The 15,929-nt window shown below is 71.7% G+C and carries 16 protein-coding genes and 1 pseudogene; 10 read left to right on the plus strand and 7 right to left on the minus strand.

Going from position 1 to position 15,929, the window contains the following annotated elements; genetic code table 11:
• Positions 1–248 precede the first annotated feature (248 nt).
• Together Q9S36_RS11585 and Q9S36_RS11590 are read left to right on the plus strand one after the other, a co-directional pair.
• Entirely contained in the window at positions 249–473 is a 225-nt protein-coding gene (locus Q9S36_RS11585; RefSeq protein WP_311285268.1) for a hypothetical protein, read from the plus strand.
• 33 nt (positions 474–506) lie between these two features.
• The gene (locus Q9S36_RS11590) at positions 507–1,013 is read left to right on the plus strand and encodes a MarR family winged helix-turn-helix transcriptional regulator (protein ID WP_217529395.1); all 507 of its coding nucleotides are present in this window, start codon (positions 507–509) and stop codon (positions 1,011–1,013) included.
• 30 nt (positions 1,014–1,043) lie between these two features.
• Here Q9S36_RS11590 and Q9S36_RS11595 read toward each other — a convergent pair whose 3' ends face one another.
• On the minus strand, positions 1,044–1,595 hold the full coding sequence (locus Q9S36_RS11595) for a flavin reductase family protein (protein WP_311285269.1): 552 nt from the start codon (positions 1,593–1,595) through the stop codon (positions 1,044–1,046).
• 231 nt (positions 1,596–1,826) lie between these two features.
• On the opposite strand from Q9S36_RS11595, the gene Q9S36_RS11600 reads away from it, so the two are divergent.
• The 3 genes from Q9S36_RS11600 (at position 1,827) to Q9S36_RS11610 (ending at position 5,078) form a co-directional block, all read left to right on the plus strand.
• Positions 1,827–2,819, plus strand: a complete 993-nt coding sequence (locus Q9S36_RS11600; RefSeq protein ID WP_311285270.1) for a pyridoxal-phosphate dependent enzyme — start codon at positions 1,827–1,829, stop codon at positions 2,817–2,819.
• Complete coding sequence (locus tag Q9S36_RS11605; RefSeq protein ID WP_311285271.1) at positions 2,816–3,973, plus strand: cystathionine gamma-synthase; 1,158 nt, start codon at positions 2,816–2,818, stop codon at positions 3,971–3,973. The genes Q9S36_RS11600 and Q9S36_RS11605 overlap by 4 nt, the downstream gene beginning before the upstream one ends.
• 121 nt (positions 3,974–4,094) lie before the next feature.
• Positions 4,095–5,078, plus strand: coding sequence for a Gfo/Idh/MocA family oxidoreductase (locus Q9S36_RS11610; RefSeq protein ID WP_311285272.1), 984 nt, complete (start codon positions 4,095–4,097; stop codon positions 5,076–5,078).
• 3 nt (positions 5,079–5,081) lie between these two features.
• On the opposite strand, the gene Q9S36_RS11615 is transcribed toward Q9S36_RS11610, so the two are convergent.
• The gene (locus Q9S36_RS11615) at positions 5,082–5,663 is read right to left on the minus strand and encodes a DUF1992 domain-containing protein (protein ID WP_311285273.1); all 582 of its coding nucleotides are present in this window, start codon (positions 5,661–5,663) and stop codon (positions 5,082–5,084) included.
• Positions 5,664–5,756: 93 nt separating this feature from the next.
• On the opposite strand from Q9S36_RS11615, the gene Q9S36_RS11620 reads away from it, so the two are divergent.
• The 4 genes from Q9S36_RS11620 (at position 5,757) to Q9S36_RS11635 (ending at position 9,945) form a co-directional block, all read left to right on the plus strand.
• Entirely contained in the window at positions 5,757–6,374 is a 618-nt protein-coding gene (locus Q9S36_RS11620) for a PadR family transcriptional regulator (RefSeq protein WP_253035664.1), read from the plus strand.
• Positions 6,371–7,090: an ABC transporter ATP-binding protein gene (locus Q9S36_RS11625; RefSeq protein WP_311285274.1), complete on the plus strand. Its 720-nt coding sequence runs from the start codon at positions 6,371–6,373 to the stop codon at positions 7,088–7,090. The genes Q9S36_RS11620 and Q9S36_RS11625 overlap by 4 nt, the downstream gene beginning before the upstream one ends.
• Positions 7,087–7,974, plus strand: coding sequence for a hypothetical protein (locus tag Q9S36_RS11630; RefSeq protein ID WP_311285275.1), 888 nt, complete (start codon positions 7,087–7,089; stop codon positions 7,972–7,974). The genes Q9S36_RS11625 and Q9S36_RS11630 overlap by 4 nt, the downstream gene beginning before the upstream one ends.
• A 69-nt stretch (positions 7,975–8,043) precedes the next feature.
• Entirely contained in the window at positions 8,044–9,945 is a 1,902-nt protein-coding gene (locus Q9S36_RS11635; protein ID WP_311285570.1) for an FtsX-like permease family protein, read from the plus strand.
• Positions 9,946–9,960: 15 nt separating this feature from the next.
• Here the strand turns inward: Q9S36_RS11635 and Q9S36_RS11640 are convergent.
• The 4 genes and pseudogenes from Q9S36_RS11640 to Q9S36_RS11655 form a co-directional block, all read right to left on the minus strand.
• Positions 9,961–10,278: pseudogene (locus tag Q9S36_RS11640) on the minus strand (aspartate aminotransferase family protein); the annotation flags it as partial.
• A 61-nt stretch (positions 10,279–10,339) separates the two neighbouring features.
• Positions 10,340–11,701, minus strand: coding sequence for an aminotransferase class V-fold PLP-dependent enzyme (locus Q9S36_RS11645; RefSeq protein WP_311285276.1), 1,362 nt, complete (start codon positions 11,699–11,701; stop codon positions 10,340–10,342).
• On the minus strand, positions 11,698–13,410 hold the full coding sequence (locus Q9S36_RS11650; protein ID WP_311285277.1) for an amidase: 1,713 nt from the start codon (positions 13,408–13,410) through the stop codon (positions 11,698–11,700). The genes Q9S36_RS11645 and Q9S36_RS11650 overlap by 4 nt, the downstream gene beginning before the upstream one ends.
• Positions 13,407–14,441, minus strand: a complete 1,035-nt coding sequence (locus Q9S36_RS11655; RefSeq protein WP_311285278.1) for an agmatine deiminase family protein — start codon at positions 14,439–14,441, stop codon at positions 13,407–13,409. Before Q9S36_RS11655 ends, Q9S36_RS11650 begins: the two co-directional genes overlap by 4 nt.
• Before the next feature lie 66 nt (positions 14,442–14,507).
• On the opposite strand from Q9S36_RS11655, the gene Q9S36_RS11660 reads away from it, so the two are divergent.
• The gene (locus tag Q9S36_RS11660; protein ID WP_311285279.1) at positions 14,508–15,131 is read left to right on the plus strand and encodes a TetR family transcriptional regulator C-terminal domain-containing protein; all 624 of its coding nucleotides are present in this window, start codon (positions 14,508–14,510) and stop codon (positions 15,129–15,131) included.
• Between the two features lie 161 nt (positions 15,132–15,292).
• Here the strand turns inward: Q9S36_RS11660 and Q9S36_RS11665 are convergent, their stop codons facing one another.
• A complete protein-coding gene (locus Q9S36_RS11665; protein ID WP_311285280.1) occupies positions 15,293–15,928 on the minus strand; it encodes a hypothetical protein in 636 nt (211 codons plus the stop codon).
• Between the last annotated feature and the right edge of the window lies 1 nt (position 15,929).

Raw genomic sequence — 15,929 nt, forward strand, 5'->3', positions numbered from 1 at the left:
GGCCGTGGACCGGCGGGGCCGCTGTCGTGAGAGTGAATCGAGGATGAGCGCCCTCCAGCCCGGCCGCTGCTCGGGGATGAGAGCGACCCCGAGTGCCGTGAAGGGCGCCGGGATGGGGTGTGAGGGTGTGGGTGTCATCGTTCCGCTCCTGAATTACTAGCTAAACAATACATCTAGTAGATTTCACATCTCTTGTCTATCATTGATTCCGAGAAGGACAAGAACTGTCACAGATTCGGACATGTAAGGTGGTGAAGTCGATGGAGGTGCTCGACTCGTGCGGCTCCGTGGACGTCAGCGACAGCGTCGCGACGTGGCACGAGGTCGAGGCGGGCTTCTGGGTCGGCAACACCCACGGCGCGTTCCTCGGAACCGTCGAACAGAACCCCGCGGGATGGATCGCCCGAGATCACACCGGCGGGTTCGTGGGGAAGTATCCGGACGCGGCTGAGGCTCGGGCGGCGATCGGATGATGTTGGACACCCGTCACGAGCCGAGGAGTTGACATGCCTCAGTCCATCGTGCGACACGAGCACACGCACCTCTACGCCGCGCAGCCCAAGACCGACGCGGGGCGCGAGCTGAGCAGCGCCATCCTCGAGCTCCGTCATGCCGAGCAGGTCCAGGCGGACCGTTCCCAGCGCATCTCCGGCCTCGGCGGCATCGACCTCGCCGCCCTCCGCTATCTCGTGCAGGCGCGGCGTGAGGAGCGGGAGGTCAGCCCGAAGGACCTCATCGTGATGCTCGGGACTTCCAGTGCCACCGTCACCAACGTGATCGAGCGACTCGTGAGCAAGGGCTACGTCATCCGGGAGCAGCACCCTTCGGACCGGCGTGCCCACTATCTCGTGCCGACGGAGACCGCAGCCGATCTCGTCGACGAGGTCTACGGCGCCCACCACGGCGCTGTCGTGTCTGTCATCGACAGTCTCGACGAGCAGGCCGCGACCGTGACGGCCGACACCATCCGCCGCATCGCCGCAGCGCTCGACGATCTCGCCCGTCGCGGCTGACCGCGACCCTCGAGGGGGTCGCGGCTCTTCTCAGATGACGGTGTCCGGCCCCAACCGGTGCCACGTGCGGTTGTGGTAGACGAGCGGCGACGTCGAGTCGCGCGCGATGTTCGCCTGCAGGGCGTGCGCGGCGATGACCGTCGAACCGCCGGCATCCATCCGGTCGATCACGGCGCACCGCACCCAGGCCCGCACCCCGTGATAGACCGCTTCACCGGTGACCAGGCGCGACCACGGCAGCTCCGCGAAGCGGTCGATTCCGCTCGTCGCGCCGATCTCGGCGAGGCGCAGGTCGTCGGCGTCCAGCAGGTGGACGACGAGCGTCTCGGCCGCGGCGAGCACGGGCGCCGCCGACGACTGCGACGACACCGAGAAGATCAGGAGCGGGGGATCGGCGCTCACCGACGACACGGACGTCGCCGTGAGCGCGACGGGGCCGTTCCCGGCATCCGCGGTGATCACGGCGACACCGCCCGGGTGCCCCCGGAAGACGGCCTTGAACTCCTCGGGCGAGAGCGACTCGCCGAGCCCGGACGCAGCGGGCCCGTGATCGTCCGAAGCGGCGTGTGCGGGAGAAGTCATACCTCGAACCTACGATCACGCGGACGGGGGGAGGGCCATGTGTCCGAACCTTTCGTCCTGTTGCGCCGGATGACGACGAGAGCGGACGGACACGGATGCCGGGTGTCCGGTACCATGGCCAGGTGCTGACCCTTCGCTGTTGTCGTCGCTGACCGCCGGTTACCCGGCGACTCCCGCGACCCCATCAGCTTCCGCGCCTCTGTGAGCGCGGCATCCCGTCAGGAAGAACCCGTGCGTTACGCCAGCTCCATCGCCGACCTCGTCGGCAACACCCCTCTCGTCCGTCTGAACTCCGTCACCGAGGGCATCGCCGCCACGGTCCTCGCCAAGGTGGAGTACTTCAACCCGGGCAGCTCGGCGAAGGACCGCATCGCGCGGAACATCATCGACGCCGCGGAGCGCGACGGGCACCTGAAGCCCGGGGGCACGATCGTCGAGCCCACGAGCGGCAACACCGGCGTGGGGCTCGCACTCGTCGCGCTGCAGCGCGGGTACCGCATGGTCTTCGTCGTGCCCGACAAGTTCGCCGGCGAGAAGGTCGCGGTGCTGAAGGCGTACGGGGCCGAGATCGTCATGACGCCCACGAGCGTCCCGCCCGAGCATCCGGATTCCTACTACAGCGTGTCGGACCGGCTCGCCGCTGAGATCCCCGGCGCCTTCAAGCCCAACCAGTTCGCGAACCTCAACGGTCCTCGCGGCCACTACGAGACCACCGGCCCCGAGATCTGGCGCGACACCGACGGTCGGGTCACGCACTTCGTGGCGGGCGTGGGCACCGGCGGCACCATCAGCGGGACGGGGCGGTTCCTCAAGGAGGCGAGCTCGGGAGCGGTCACCGTTGTCGGCGCCGACCCTGAGGGCTCGATCTATTCCGGCGGCGACATCCACGGCTACCTCGTCGAAGGGGTCGGCGAGGACTTCATGCCCGCGACCTTCGACCCGACCGTCGTCGACCGTTACGAGAGGGTGGACGACGCCGAGTCGTTCGCGATGACCCGTCGCCTCGCGCGCGAGGAGGGTCTGCTCGTCGGCGGCTCGTCGGGGATGGCGGTCGTCGGGGCGCTCCGCGTCGCACGGGACCTCCCGGCCGACGCCGTGCTCGTCGTGCTGCTGCCCGACCACGGGCGCGGCTACCTCAGCAAGATCTACGACGACGGCTGGATGACCGACCACGGCTTCACCGTCGACACCGAAACCGAGACCACCACCGGGAGTCTCGCATGAGTGCACAGTCCTCCGCTCGCGGCTTCGCGAGCCTCGCCGTCCACGCAGGTCAGGAGCCCGACGAGGCGACGGGTGCCGTCATCCCGCCCGTCCACTTCTCGACGACGTACGCGCAGGACGGCATCGGCGGCCTCCGCGGCGGCTACGAGTACGGCCGCAGCGGCAACCCGACCCGCACCGCCCTGCAGACCCAGCTCGCCGCGATCGAGGGCGGCGCGCACGCGCTCTCGTTCGCCTCGGGGCTCGCCGCCGAGGACGCGCTGCTGCGCGCCGTGCTGCGCCCCGGCGACGAGGTGCTGCTCGGCAACGACGTCTACGGCGGCACGTTCCGGCTCATCTCCCGCGTCCTCGGCGACTGGGGCGTGAAGCTGCGCGTCGTCGACATGAGCGACCCCGAGAAGGTCCGGGCCGCCGTCGCCGAACGGGCGCCCCGCATCCTCTGGGTCGAGACGCCCTCGAACCCGCTGCTGCGCATCACCGACATCGCCGGCCTCGCCGAGATCGGCCACGGCGTCGGCGCGCTCGTCGTCGTCGACAACACCTTCGCGACCCCCGCGCTGCAGCGCCCGCTGTCGTTCGGCGCCGACGTCGTGGTCCACTCGACGACGAAGTACCTCGGCGGTCACTCCGACGTCGTGGGCGGTGCGCTCGTGCTGAACGACGACGAGCTCGCCGAGAAGATCGGCTTCCTGCAGTTCGCCGTCGGCGCCGTGTCGGGACCCCTCGACGCGTGGCTGACGACGCGCGGCATCAAGACGCTCGCCGTGCGGATGCGTCAGCACAGCGAGAACGGGCTGGCCGTGGCATCCTCCCTCGACGGACACGACCGGGTCGCGCAGGTCTACTACCCGGGCCTCGCGTCGCACCCCGGGCACGAGCTCGCGTCGCGGCAGATGGCGGGCTTCGGCGGCATCGTCTCGCTGGCGCTCGAGTCGGGCGAGGCGGCGCGCCGGTTCGCCGAGTCGCTGCGGCTGTTCACGCTCGCCGAGTCGCTCGGCGGCGTCGAGTCGCTCGTCAACTACCCCGACGCGATGACCCACGCCTCGGTCCGCGGCACCGAGGCGGCCGTCCCCGTCGAGGTCGTGCGCCTGTCGGTCGGCATCGAGGACGCCGCCGACCTGCTCGCCGACATCGAGCAGGCGCTGCAGGCCTGACGCCGGCGCGGTGCGGGCGCATGCCCCGGTGCAGGAAGAAGGATGCGATCGGGACTCTAGGGGGCAACCTTCGCCTCGCTGAACCTGCATCCGGTCCGCCCGCGGGCGATAGCGTGGCCGGATGACACACGCACGATGGGCCATCCTCGGTGCGGGCGCGATCAGCGGCGACTTCGCGCACGCGCTGCCCGACTCCGACCTCGGCCGGCTGTACGCGGTCGGCGCGCGGGACGTCTCGCGGGCGGAGGAGTTCGCCGCCGCGCACGGCGCCCCCGTGGTGGGGACGTACGGCGAGATCCTCGACCGCGACGACATCGACGCCGTCTACGTCGGCACGGTGCACACGACGCATACGGACCTCGTGCAGCAGGCGCTGGCCGCGGGCAAGGCCGTGCTGTGCGAGAAGCCGCTCGGCGTCGATCCTGCCGAGACGGATGCCGCGATCGCGGCCGCTCGCGCTGCCGGACTGCCCCTCGTCGAGGCCTTCAAGTACCGCTTCGGGCCGTTCGCCGACCGCCTCCGCGAGCTGGTGGGCGGGGGAGCCCTCGGCGACCTGGTCGAGATCGAGTCCTCGCTCGGCTTCGCCGCCGGCAGCCGCACCGGACGCCTGTTCGACCCGGCGACGGCGGGCGGAGCGATCCTCGACGTCGGGTGCTACCCGTTGTCGCTCGTCGTCGGCGTCGCGGCGTGGGCGGGGCACGACCTCGACGGACTCGAGGTGCAGGCGGTGGCCGGCACGATCGGTGAGACCGGCGTCGACGAGAGCGCAGCGGCATCCGTCGATCTCGGTGGTGCGTCGGCGAACATCCGCACCGCGATCGTCCACGACCTGCCGCGCCTCACCCGCGTCGTCGGGCGCGAGGCGAGCCTGAGGATCCCGAACGTGTGGGGGAGCCGGACCGACAGCACCGCGGCGGCGACGCTGATCCGCACGGACGGCACCCGTGAGGAGATCGAGGTGCCGACCGTGCAGCCGATGGCAGCCGAGGCGGACGCCACGATCCGCGCCCTCCGCGAGGGGCGGACCGAGGCGCCCGAGATCCCGTGGGCCGAGACCCGCACGATCGCGCGGCTGCTCGCAGAGTGGCGCGGCGGCATCGCCTGAGCGTCAGCGGGCCCGCCGCCACCACCGGCGCGAGGGTCGCTCGGATCCGGCCGGGGGAGCGGATGCCGCGGCTCGCGCCGCCCGCCGGGCGCGCCACGCGGCGACCTCCTCGTCGGGATCGCGTGTCGGGGTGACGACGGGCGGTCCGCCGAGCAGTTGACGGCGCGCCTCGATCACGCGGCGGGAGAAGTCCGCGGTGTACTCGCGGACGTCCTCCTCCCGGTGGAAGACGTCGACGCGCTGCTCGAACTCGGCGTGCTCGATGCGCAGACGGAGGGCGGGCGGGCCGAGGCCGGACAGCTGTTCGGTCTGGATCTTGCGCTTGATCCACCAGTCGGGGTCGTGAGACCCGCCGAGCCCCTCGAGCGGCTTGCCGGCGCCGGGCAGATTGTCGAAGTCGCCGCGGCGGATCGCCTGCTGGATGGCGGTCTCGACGTACATCGCCCGTTCGGTGCCGGTCGGTGTGCCCGCGTGGCGCTCGGGTTCCGGTGACGGGTGCTCGCCGTTCTCGCGCGCCGCCTGCTCGACCCGGTATCGCGCCGCACGCAGGCGGGGGTCCTCGTCCATGCCGCGGTCATCGGCCATTCATCCAGAGTATGGCGCGCCGGTCTTGCTCCGGCGTTGCCGGGTATGCATATACTCAGAAAACACATACCCGGTATGTAGCGAGGAGTCCCGATGTCGGTACGTTCGAGCCTGTTGGCGATCCTGGACCAGGGTCCCTGCTACGGCTACCAGCTGCGGGCGGAGTTCGACCGCCGCACCGGGTCGACCTGGCCCCTCAACGTGGGTCAGATCTACAACACCCTCGACCGCCTCGAGCGCGACGGCCTGGTCGAGAAGGGTGACGTCGACGAGCAGGGTCACGTGTACTGGCAGATCACGGATGCCGGATCTGCCGAGGTCCGCGCGTGGCTCGACGCTCCCGTGGAGCGCTCGCAGGGCACCCGCGACGAGCTGGCGATCAAGCTCGCCGTCGCCGCCACCCTGCCGGGGGTCGACCTGGCCGCCGTGATCCAGCGGCAGCGCTCCGCGTCGCTGCGGCAGCTGCAGGAACTGAACCGCGCCAAGTATGCGGGCGCGAACCCCGACGGTCCCGAGGAACTCGCGTGGTCGCTCGTGGTCGATTCGATGATCTTCTCCGCCGAGGCCGAGGTGCGATGGCTCGACCACACCGAGCAGCGGCTCGCGCGGCATCCTCATCACACGATGGGGTTGGAGCTGTCCACCGAGACACCCAAGCGGGGGAGGCCTGCCAGATCCGAGGCGGGCAACGCCGAGGCGGTCGTGCGGTGAGCGCCGCCGTCCTGCAGCTGGTGGGGGTCACGCAGCAGTACGGCGAGGGCGAGACGAGCGTCTCGGCACTGTCGGGCGTCGATCTGACGGTCGACAAGGGGGAGCTCGTCGCGATCATGGGAGCGTCCGGTTCGGGCAAATCCACGCTCCTGTCGATCGCGGGCGGGTTGCAAAAGCCCACCAGCGGCGAAGTCGTCGTCGAGGGGACGTACCTCTCGACGGCGACACGTCGCGATCTCGCGCAGCTCCGGCGGCGCTCCCTGGGATTCGTCTTCCAGGACTTCAATCTCATCCCGACCCTCACCGCCGTCGAGAACGTGACGCTGCCGCTCGAGCTCGACGGCTTCCGGGCCCGAGTGGCGCGCCGTGCGGGTCGGGATGCGCTCGCCTCGGTCGGTCTCGAGGACAAGGTGGACGCCTACCCCGACGACCTGTCGGGCGGTCAGCAGCAGCGCGTCGCGATCGCCCGCGCGGTCGTCGGCGGCCGCCGGCTAATCCTCGCCGACGAGCCGACCGGCGCGCTCGACTCGGTCACGGGCGAGGCGGTCATGAAGATGATCCGCCACCGCGTCGACCAGGGGGCCGCCGGCATCCTCGTCACCCATGAGCCGCGGCACGCGGCGTGGGCGGACCGCATCGTGTTCCTGCGCGACGGCCGCATCGTCGACGAGTCGCAGCGTCGCGGCGCCGACGCGCTCCTGTCGGACGCGCGATGACCGCCGTGCAGGACCGGCCCCGAGCGGATGCCGGTACCCGCCGTCGCGTCGAGCGCCCGAAGCCCTCGCGCACGGCGCGGCTGCGCGTCGCGGTGCGCATCGCCCGTCGCCAGGTGCGCCGCGCGTGGGTGTCGTCGCTGCTCATCATGACGCTCATCGCGCTGCCGATCGCGGGGATGGCGGGGGTCGCGGTATACGTCGCGAGCATGATCGCGACACCGGCGGAGCGCGTGGCGGTGCAACTCGGAGAGATGCAGGGCTGGGTGGAGCCGATCGGCGTCCCCGATGCGGGGTTCTGGCAGGCGCCGGACGAGCCGTACTCGTACGGGTACGGGACGGGGCCGGAGTGGACCTCCGAGGCAGAGGGGGAACCGTTATCGGACCCCACCTCCGCACTGCCCGCGGGGACGGAGACGATCGAGGTGTCGCAGGGACGCGAGCGCGTCCAGACGAGCGCGGGGATCGCGGCGATCCGGGCCTGGGCGGGCGACATCGGGGATCCGCGGTTCACGGGTCGTTTCGACATGGTCTCGGGGAACGCGCCGAACGGCGACGGCGAGGTCATGGTGACCACCGCGACACTCGATCGTGTGGGGACGCGGGTGGGCGGAGAGCTGCGCCTGGTCGACTCGGATGACGTCCTTCGGATCGTCGGCACCTTCGATGCCGCGGAGCTCGCCGATACCGAGAGCGCTGTCGCCTTCCCGGACGCGGACCGCTTCGAGGAGGCGACCTGGTACCTGCCCGAGACCTCCCTGTCGTGGACGGAGATCCGGACGTTGAACGAGCAGGGCATCGGGGTCTACTCGCGCGAGGTGGTCCTCGACCCACCGGCGTTCTCTTGGCCGGACGGTTCTCAGGTGTACACCGCGGCGACAGCGTAAGAGCAAGGACTGCTCGCCCTGGCAGCGGGCTTGGGCGCGGGTGGTCTCGCGGCCGCCTACATGGTGGTGATGCTCGCCGGAGCGGCCTTCGCGGTGAGTGCGCGGCGACAGCAGCGTGCTCTCGCTATCGCGGCCAGCGTGGGTGCCGACACGCGGGACGTGCGCAGAATCGTCCTCCTCCAGGGGACGGTGCTCGGTCTCGTCGCCGGCGGCGTGGGGCTCGCCGCCGGCGTCGGATTGGCGGCCGTCGTGATGCGGCTGACGGACAACGGCTCGGCGATGCAGTTCTGGGGCTTCCATGTGCCCTGGGTCATGCTCATCGGCATCCTGCTCTTCTCGACCCTCGTCGGGACGGCGTCCGCATTCGTGCCCGCCCGGTCCGTCGGACGATCGGACACGATCAGCGCGCTTCGCGGAGCACGTCGTCCCCAGCGGGTGAACGCTGCGCGGCCGCTGTGGGGATCGCTGCTGATCCTCGTCGGCGTCGTCGTCACGATCCTCTGCGGCGTGGCGGCAGCGGCCGTCGCTGCGGACACGATGCTCCCCTGGGACTCGCCCTTCCGGTGGCTCCCCGTTGTGGGCATCATCGCGGGGCCCGTCCTGGCGCAGGTGGGCATCCTCATCTCCGGTCGGTGGCTGCTCTGGCTGGCTTCACGGCTGCTGTCTCGGTTCGGCATAGCGGCGCGGATGGCGTCGCGAGATGCGGTCGCGAACGGCGCTCGGACGGTGCCGGCGTTCGCGGCCATCGGCGCCACGGTGTTCGTCGGCGTGTTCGCGGTCGGGGTCGGGATGATGTCGGCCGGGACGCAGGTGCGGACGTGGGACTACTCCGCGCCGATCGGGACCGTGACCGCTGACGTGTCGAGCATGGACGGGGACCAGCTCGATCCGACCGTACGGCTCGCCGTGTTCGAGGACGTCCGCGACGCCTTCGAGCAGGCGGGGGCGACGGCGACCGCGCTCGTGCAGCGCCAATTCCAGCTGTACTGGAGCGGCGAGGAGGACATCCCCGGCGACGCTGTGCGGGCGACCGTCATGGTTCCCCAGCGGAACCTGCTCAGCGGGGACGACACCGATCAGGGATGGTCGGGAGTCTTCGGCGATCCGACCAACAACATCGCCGTGATGGACGCGTCGGACGTTCCGACCGTGATGGGGGTCGAACTGAGCGCCGCCGACAAGAGGGCGTTCGAGCAGGGCGCTGCGCTGATCACTGACCGCGACCTGATCACCGATGGACGCATCGACGTCGCCGCGTGGACCGAGCGGGAATGGGCGACGGGCAAGGCGCCGGACAACATCTTCGCTCCGGCGAACGATGCCGCGTTCGCCGAGCCGCAGTGGCGGACGACCCTCCCCGCGATCGCGCTCGACGCGCCGGATCAGCCGCTGAGCGTTGTGCTGCATCCGTCTGCCGCTGGGGAGCTCGGCCTGAACCTGGAGCCGACGGCCCTGTTCGCGGCGATGCCCGAGGACTCCCCGTATCGGAACTGGGATCGGGCGTACGCGCTGGGGGACAGCCTGACGACCGACGACCACTCGGTCTACATCTCCGTGGAGACCGGCCCGCCGAGCCCCGCCGCCTGGCTCGTCCCGCTGCTCGCAGCCGTCGCCGTCCTCGTGCTCGGCGCAAGCGCCGTCGCGCTCGGGCTCGCGCGGTTCGAGCGTCGGCCCGACGACGCGACCCTCGCCGCCGTGGGCGGCACGCCGGGACTCCGTCGTCGCATCGGCCTGTGGCAGGGGCTCGTGATCGCCGGGTTCGGCACGTTCGCGGGGGCCGCCGCCGGCATCCTTCCACCGATCGGGTTCTGGCTGCAGTCGCAGACGTCCTCGGAGCCGATGGACCTCGCCGACATCCCGTGGTGGTTGTTGGGGGCGCTCGCCGTCGCGTTGCCGCTCGGCATCGCCGCCGTGAACTGGCTCGTGCCGCCACGCGAACCCGAGCTCACACGGCGCAACGTCATCGCGTGAGTTCCGGCGACGACGTCACAGTCGCGCGGATGCCTCGGTCAGCACGCCCCGGAGGATGCCCTCGATCGCGTCGAACTCCGCCGGTCCGATCGTGAGGGGCGGAGCGAGCTGGATGACGGGGTCGCCGCGGTCGTCGGCACGGCAGTAGAGCCCTGCGTCGAACAGCGCTTTCGAGAGGAAGCCGCGCAGCAGCCGCTCGGACTCGTCGGCGTCGAACGTCGTCTTCGTCGCCTTGTCCTTCACGAGTTCGATCCCGAAGAAGGAGCCGTCGCCGCGCACGTCGCCGAGGATCGGCAGATCGAGCAGCCGCTCGAGCGACGCGCGGAACGCGGGGTGCGTCGATGTGGGCGGTGGGCGGATGCCGGGTGTCAGCGCATCGTGTCAGCGCATGGTGTCAGCGCATGGTGTCCAGGATCCCGACGAGGTCCTCGAACGTCGTGCGGGGGTTGAGGATCGCGAAGCGGGCGTTGGTGCGACCGGCGTGGCTGGAGGGCGTGACGAAGGCGTGCTGGCGGTCGAGCAGGCGGTTCGACCAGGCCGTGTAGTCGTCCTTGCTCCAGCCGCGCCGCTCGAAGACGACGACGCTCAGCTGCGGACGGCGCACGAGTTCGAGCTCGTCGCGGGACTCGATCTCGGCGGCGATGCGCTCGGCGAGCGAGATGGAGCAGGTAATCGCCTCGCGGTAGACCTCGGCGCCGTAGGTGGCGAGCGAGAACCACAGCGGCAGTCCGCGGGCCCGTCGCGTGAGGTGCGCGGCGAAGTCCGAGGGGCTCCAGTCGCTCGTCTCGGTGAGGGTGTCGAGGTACTCCGCGTGCTGCGTGTGCGCGCGGCGGCCGAGCTCGGGGTCGCGGTACAGCAGCGCACACGCGTCGAACGGGGCGAACAGCCACTTGTGCGGGTCGACGATGAGCGAGTCGGCGTGCTCGATGCCGGCGAAGTAGTGGCGGGCCGAGGCCGACAGGGCTGCCGCCAGTCCGTACGCACCGTCGACGTGCAGCCACACCCCGTACTCGCGCGTGACCTCGGCGACCGAGGCGACGTCGTCGACGATCCCGAAGTTCGTCGAGCCCGCCGTGGCCACCACAGCGAAGACGCTGTCGCCGTGCTCCTCCAGGGCCGCGCGCACCGCGTCGCCGTGGAGCACACCCCCGGCATCCGGAGCCACGGGCACGACCTCGACGTCCATGACGCGCGCGGCGGACGCGATCGACGAGTGCGCCTCGGCCGAGCAGACGACGCGCCAGCGGTCGGGACGGATGCCGCGGTCCCGCGCGGTCTCGCGTGCGGCCACGAGCGCCGACAGGTTGCCGAGGGTGCCGCCCTGCACGAACACGCCGCCGGCCGTCGCGGGCAGTCCGAACTCGCCGGCGAGCCACCGGAGCACTTCGTTCTCGGCGTGGACGGCGCCCGCGCCCTCGAGCCAGGAGCCGCCGTAGAGCGCGCTCGCCGAGACGACGAGGTCGAACGCGGCGGCCGCCTTCGACGGCGCGCTCGGGATGAACGACAGGTACCGCGGGTCGTCGGTCGTGATGCACGCGGGAGCGAGCACGTGCTCGAAGACGCCGAGCGCCTTGCGCGCCCCGATGCCCTGCTCGGTGATCGTCACGCCGGCCAGGCGGGCGAGCTCGGCGGGCGGCAACGGCTTGTCGAGCGGGTTGTCGTCCGTCAGCAGCCGCTGCCGCGAGTAGTCGAGGACGAGGTCGACGATCTGACGGGTCTCGTCGGTCACGTCGTGCATACGGGCGGGCTGGGTCATCGGTTCTCCGAGGTCGTGCGGGGGAGCGCGGGGGTGCGCGGCGGTCGGGTCCGGCGGGTGCCCAGACGTTCGAAGGCTACGCCCAGGCGCAGCAGCGCGGTGTCTTCGTAGGCGCGGCCCGCGATCGTGAGGCCCACCGGCATCCCGATGTCGGTCATCGTGCCGAGCGGCACGGTCACGGTCGGGATGCCGAGATGCTGGATCGCGAGGTTGCCGTTGGCGATCCAGACGCCGTTGCGCCAGCCGAGGTCGGCCGAGGCCGGGTTCACGTCCATGTCGGCGGGACCCACGTCGGCGACGGCGGGGAAGACGACGGCGTCGAGGCCGGCGGCATCCATCCACTCCTCCAGATCGGTGCGGCGGACGCGTTCGAGGGCACGGAGGCCGTCGGCCAGTTCGGGCATGTCGTCGAGGCCCGCGCCCGGGTGGGCGCGCACCCAGTTGGGGTACTCGGCGATGTCGTCGTCGAACCCGGTGTAGCGGTCGGTGAGGGCGCCCGGCGGATGGGGGAAGATCGTCGCGCCGTCGACGTCCGCCAGGCTGGAGAGGGCGCGGTCGCCGTTGGCGGCGAGGAAGTCCTCCCACGCCCACGCGGAGAGGTCGACGATCTCGCGGTGCAGATACCCCTCGGGGACGCGGTCGCGGATGGTCGAGGCTCCCGCGCGGTCGCCCTCGTACTCGCTCACGACGGGGAAGTCGACCTCGACGACGGTCGCGCCCGCGGCCTCGAGGTCGGCGCGGGCCGCGCGCCACAGCGCCAGGATCGACGGGCGGGTCTCGATCCGCTGACCCGTCGGACCGCCGATGCCGGTGCCGGTGCCGGCATCCGGGTCCTCACCGATGTACATCCGCGGGATGCCGAGACGCACCCCGGCGAGCGAGGCGCGCTCTGCCAGCGCGGGATACGACGCGGGCCGCACCGCCGACGCCGCGGGGAGGGTCACCCACGGCTGCGCGCGCCAGAAATCGCCGCGGGTCTCGGTGTCGTCGGCGACGATGACGTCGAGCACCTCGAGCAGGTCGGCCATCGTGCGGGTGTGCGGGACGACGACGTCCATCGTCGGGACGAGCGGCCAGTTGCCGCGCACCGAGATGACACCGCGCGAGGGCGTGTAGGCGCAGAGCGCGTTGTTCGACGCAGGGCCGCGACCCGACGACCACGTCTCCTCGCCGAGGCCGAACGCGGCGAAGCTCGCGGCGGTCGCCGTACCCGACCCGTTGGACGAGCCGCTCGCGAAGGGCGCGGTCAGCCAGTCGGCGTTGTACGGACTCTCGGCGCGGCCGTACACGCCGCGCTGCATGCCGCCGTTCGCCATCGGGGGCATGTTCGTGAGGCCGAGGCAGATCGCGCCGCCCGCGCGCAGGCGCTCAATCGTGAACGCGTCGCGCTGCGCGACGAGGTCGGCGAAGGCGGGCGACCCGGCCGCGGCGGTCAGTCCGCGCACGAGGTAGCTGTCCTTCGCCGTGTAGGGGATGCCGTCGAGGGGTCCGAGGGTCTCGCCGCGGGCGCGACGCGCATCGGATGCCGCGGCCTCGGCTCGCGCGTCTGGATTGCGGACCACGACGGCGTTCAACGCCGTCTCGGTGTCGGGCCCGTCGTACGCGTCGATGCGCGCGAGGTAGGCGTCGACGAGCTCGGCCGCCGTGGCTTCTCCGGACTCGAGGGCGGCGCGCAGGTCAGCGAGGGACGCCTCGACGACGTCGATCATGCGGTCACCGCCGGCTGCTGCTGGGTGATGCAGTGGATGCCGCCGCCGCGGGCGAACAGGCCGCGGGCGTCGACCGTGACGACCTCGCGGCCCGGGTACGCCTCGGCCAGGATCGCGCGGGCCTGCGCGTCGGCCTTCTCCTCGCCGAAGCCGCACGCGATCACGCCGCCGTTGACGACGAGGTGGTTGACGTAGCTCCAGTCGACCGGCCCGTGGGCGTCGGTCAGGGTCTCGGGGGCGGGGAGCGACACGATCTCGAAGCGGCGACCGGCGGCATCCGTCTGGCCCTCGAGCTCGGTGCGCAGCTGCGCGGTGACGGCGTGGTCGGGGTGCGCCGGGTCGCGCTGATCGTGCAGTAGGATGCGGCCGGGCGAGGGGATCGTCGCCACGATGTCGACGTGCCCGTTCGTGCCGAACTCGTCGTAGTCGCGGGTCAGGCCGCGGCTCAGCCAGACCGCCTTCGCGGCACCGAGCGTGCGGGCCATCTCGGCCTCGACGCGGGCGCGGTCGGCGAACGGGTTGCGCCGCGGGTCGAGCTGCACGGTCTCGGTGAGCAGCACGGTTCCTTCGCCGTCGACGTGGATGCCGCCGCCCTCGTTCACGAGGACGGACGAGACGAGCTCGGCCCCTACCTCGGCGGCGATCAGGCGCGCGTGCGCCGCGGAATCCTGCCACTGCGCCCAGTCGGGCGCGCCCCAGCCGTTGAAGATCCAGTCGACCGCGCCGAGGACGCCGGGGCGCTCGTCGTCGACGACGAAGGTGGGGCCGTGGTCCCGCATCCAGTACTCGTCGACGGGGGCCTCGAGCAGCGTCACCTCGCCGGGGAGCATGCGGCGTGCGCGCGCCGTCTCGGTCGGATCGACGACCATCGTGAGCGGCTCGAACCGCGCGACGGCGGCCGCGACGGCGGCCCAGGTCGCGTAGCCCTCGTCGCGCTCGGCGGCGGTCTCGCCGAGGGTGACGCCCTCGCGGGGGAACGCCATCCAGGTGCGCTCGTGCGGGGCGGTCTCGCTCGGCATCCGCCAGGCCATGGCGTCTCCCTCGGGTGTCGGGTAGCTTATTGATCGTTTGATCAACAACGGAAGGCTATCGAGGCGATGACACAGGCGTCAACCGTCCGCCGGCGGCGCAAGACCCCCGCCGAACGCCGCGATGAGATCGCGGCCGCGGCGCGCGGGATCGCGCTCGCCGACGGTCTCGACGCCGTCACGCTGCGTGCCGTCGCCGCGCGCGTCGGCGTGGCCCCAGGACTCGTCGCGCACCACGCCGACGGCATGGACGCGCTCGTCGCCGAGGCGTTCGGCGCCGTCGTCGCGGACGAGCTGCGCGCCGTCGTGGCCGCGATGACGGTGACGGATGCCGCGACGGCGCGGCTCGGCATCCTGCTCGACACCGTCCTCGGCGACGAGCCGAGCGCCGTCACGCTCGTCTGGGTCCAGGGCTGGGCGCTCGGCGCGCGCAACGAGGCGCTCGCTGCACGCGTGCGCGCCGAGATGGACGCGTGGCAGCGGGCGCTCGCGGCCGAGATCGTGCGCGGAACCGGGCGGGGCGAGTTCGCGGAGGTCGATGCGGATGCCGTCGCCTGGCACCTGCTCGCGATGATCGACGGCCTCGGAGCTCACGGCCTCGTCCGCTGGCGCGACGATCCCTCGCGCGCCGACCTCACCCGCCGCGCGCTCGCCGCGCTGCTCGGCGTCGCGCCCGGCGCGCTGCACCGCTGACCCGCCGCCGAGACGTCGAGCCGTCGAGACGTCGAGACGTCGAGACGTCGCAGATGGTCGCCCCGCCACACCCGCCGCGACCATCTGCGACGCCTCGAGCCGACGGGAACGGCGGTCATCCGCCGTGGACGGATGCCGGTGGCGTCGGCTCGAGGTCGGCGTCAGCTGTCTGGGCGCGAGATGTCGAGGGTGACGAAGTTCGTGCCGGGGACGGGGCGGACCTCGAACGTCGCGCCGTCGAGCGTGCCGGGCGGGAGGTCGAAGCGCTGCTCGAGGGCGCCCCGGCTCAGGCGGCGCAGCTCGGCCGCCTCGCCGGCGGGGGCGAGGAACTCCATGTCCCCACTGCTGGTCTGGCCGTAGGCATCCGGGTTGTCCTGCCCGATGGCGTCCTCGTACAGCTCCTCGACGATCTGCCCGGGGATCTTCTTCGGCGTGCCGAGCACCTCCTTGCCCACCTCGCCGGGGGTCTCGCGCACCGCCTTGCCGATCGAGGTCCCGAGGTCGTTCGCGACGTTGTAGTCGGGCGCGGCGTGGCGTCCGGTGCGGCCGAGCTGTTCCACACCGCGGGTGACGTCCGTGAGCATGTCGTACTTCTTGGCATGGCTGGTAACGGGGGAATCGCGCCGGTGCTTTCCCGCGTCGGCGGCGTTTCGCCGGTCCGTGCCGCGGATGCGGGCGGCGTCGGCGCGGTGCTTGCCGCCGCGCTTGCGGAACGCGCTGCCGAACCCCTTCTTGAACTCGCGGCCGGCGCCGTCGACGGCGTCGACGATCTCGCGCATGAGGCTCTTCATCGTCATG

It is taken from the genome of Microbacterium sp. ARD31 (genome assembly GCF_031844425.1).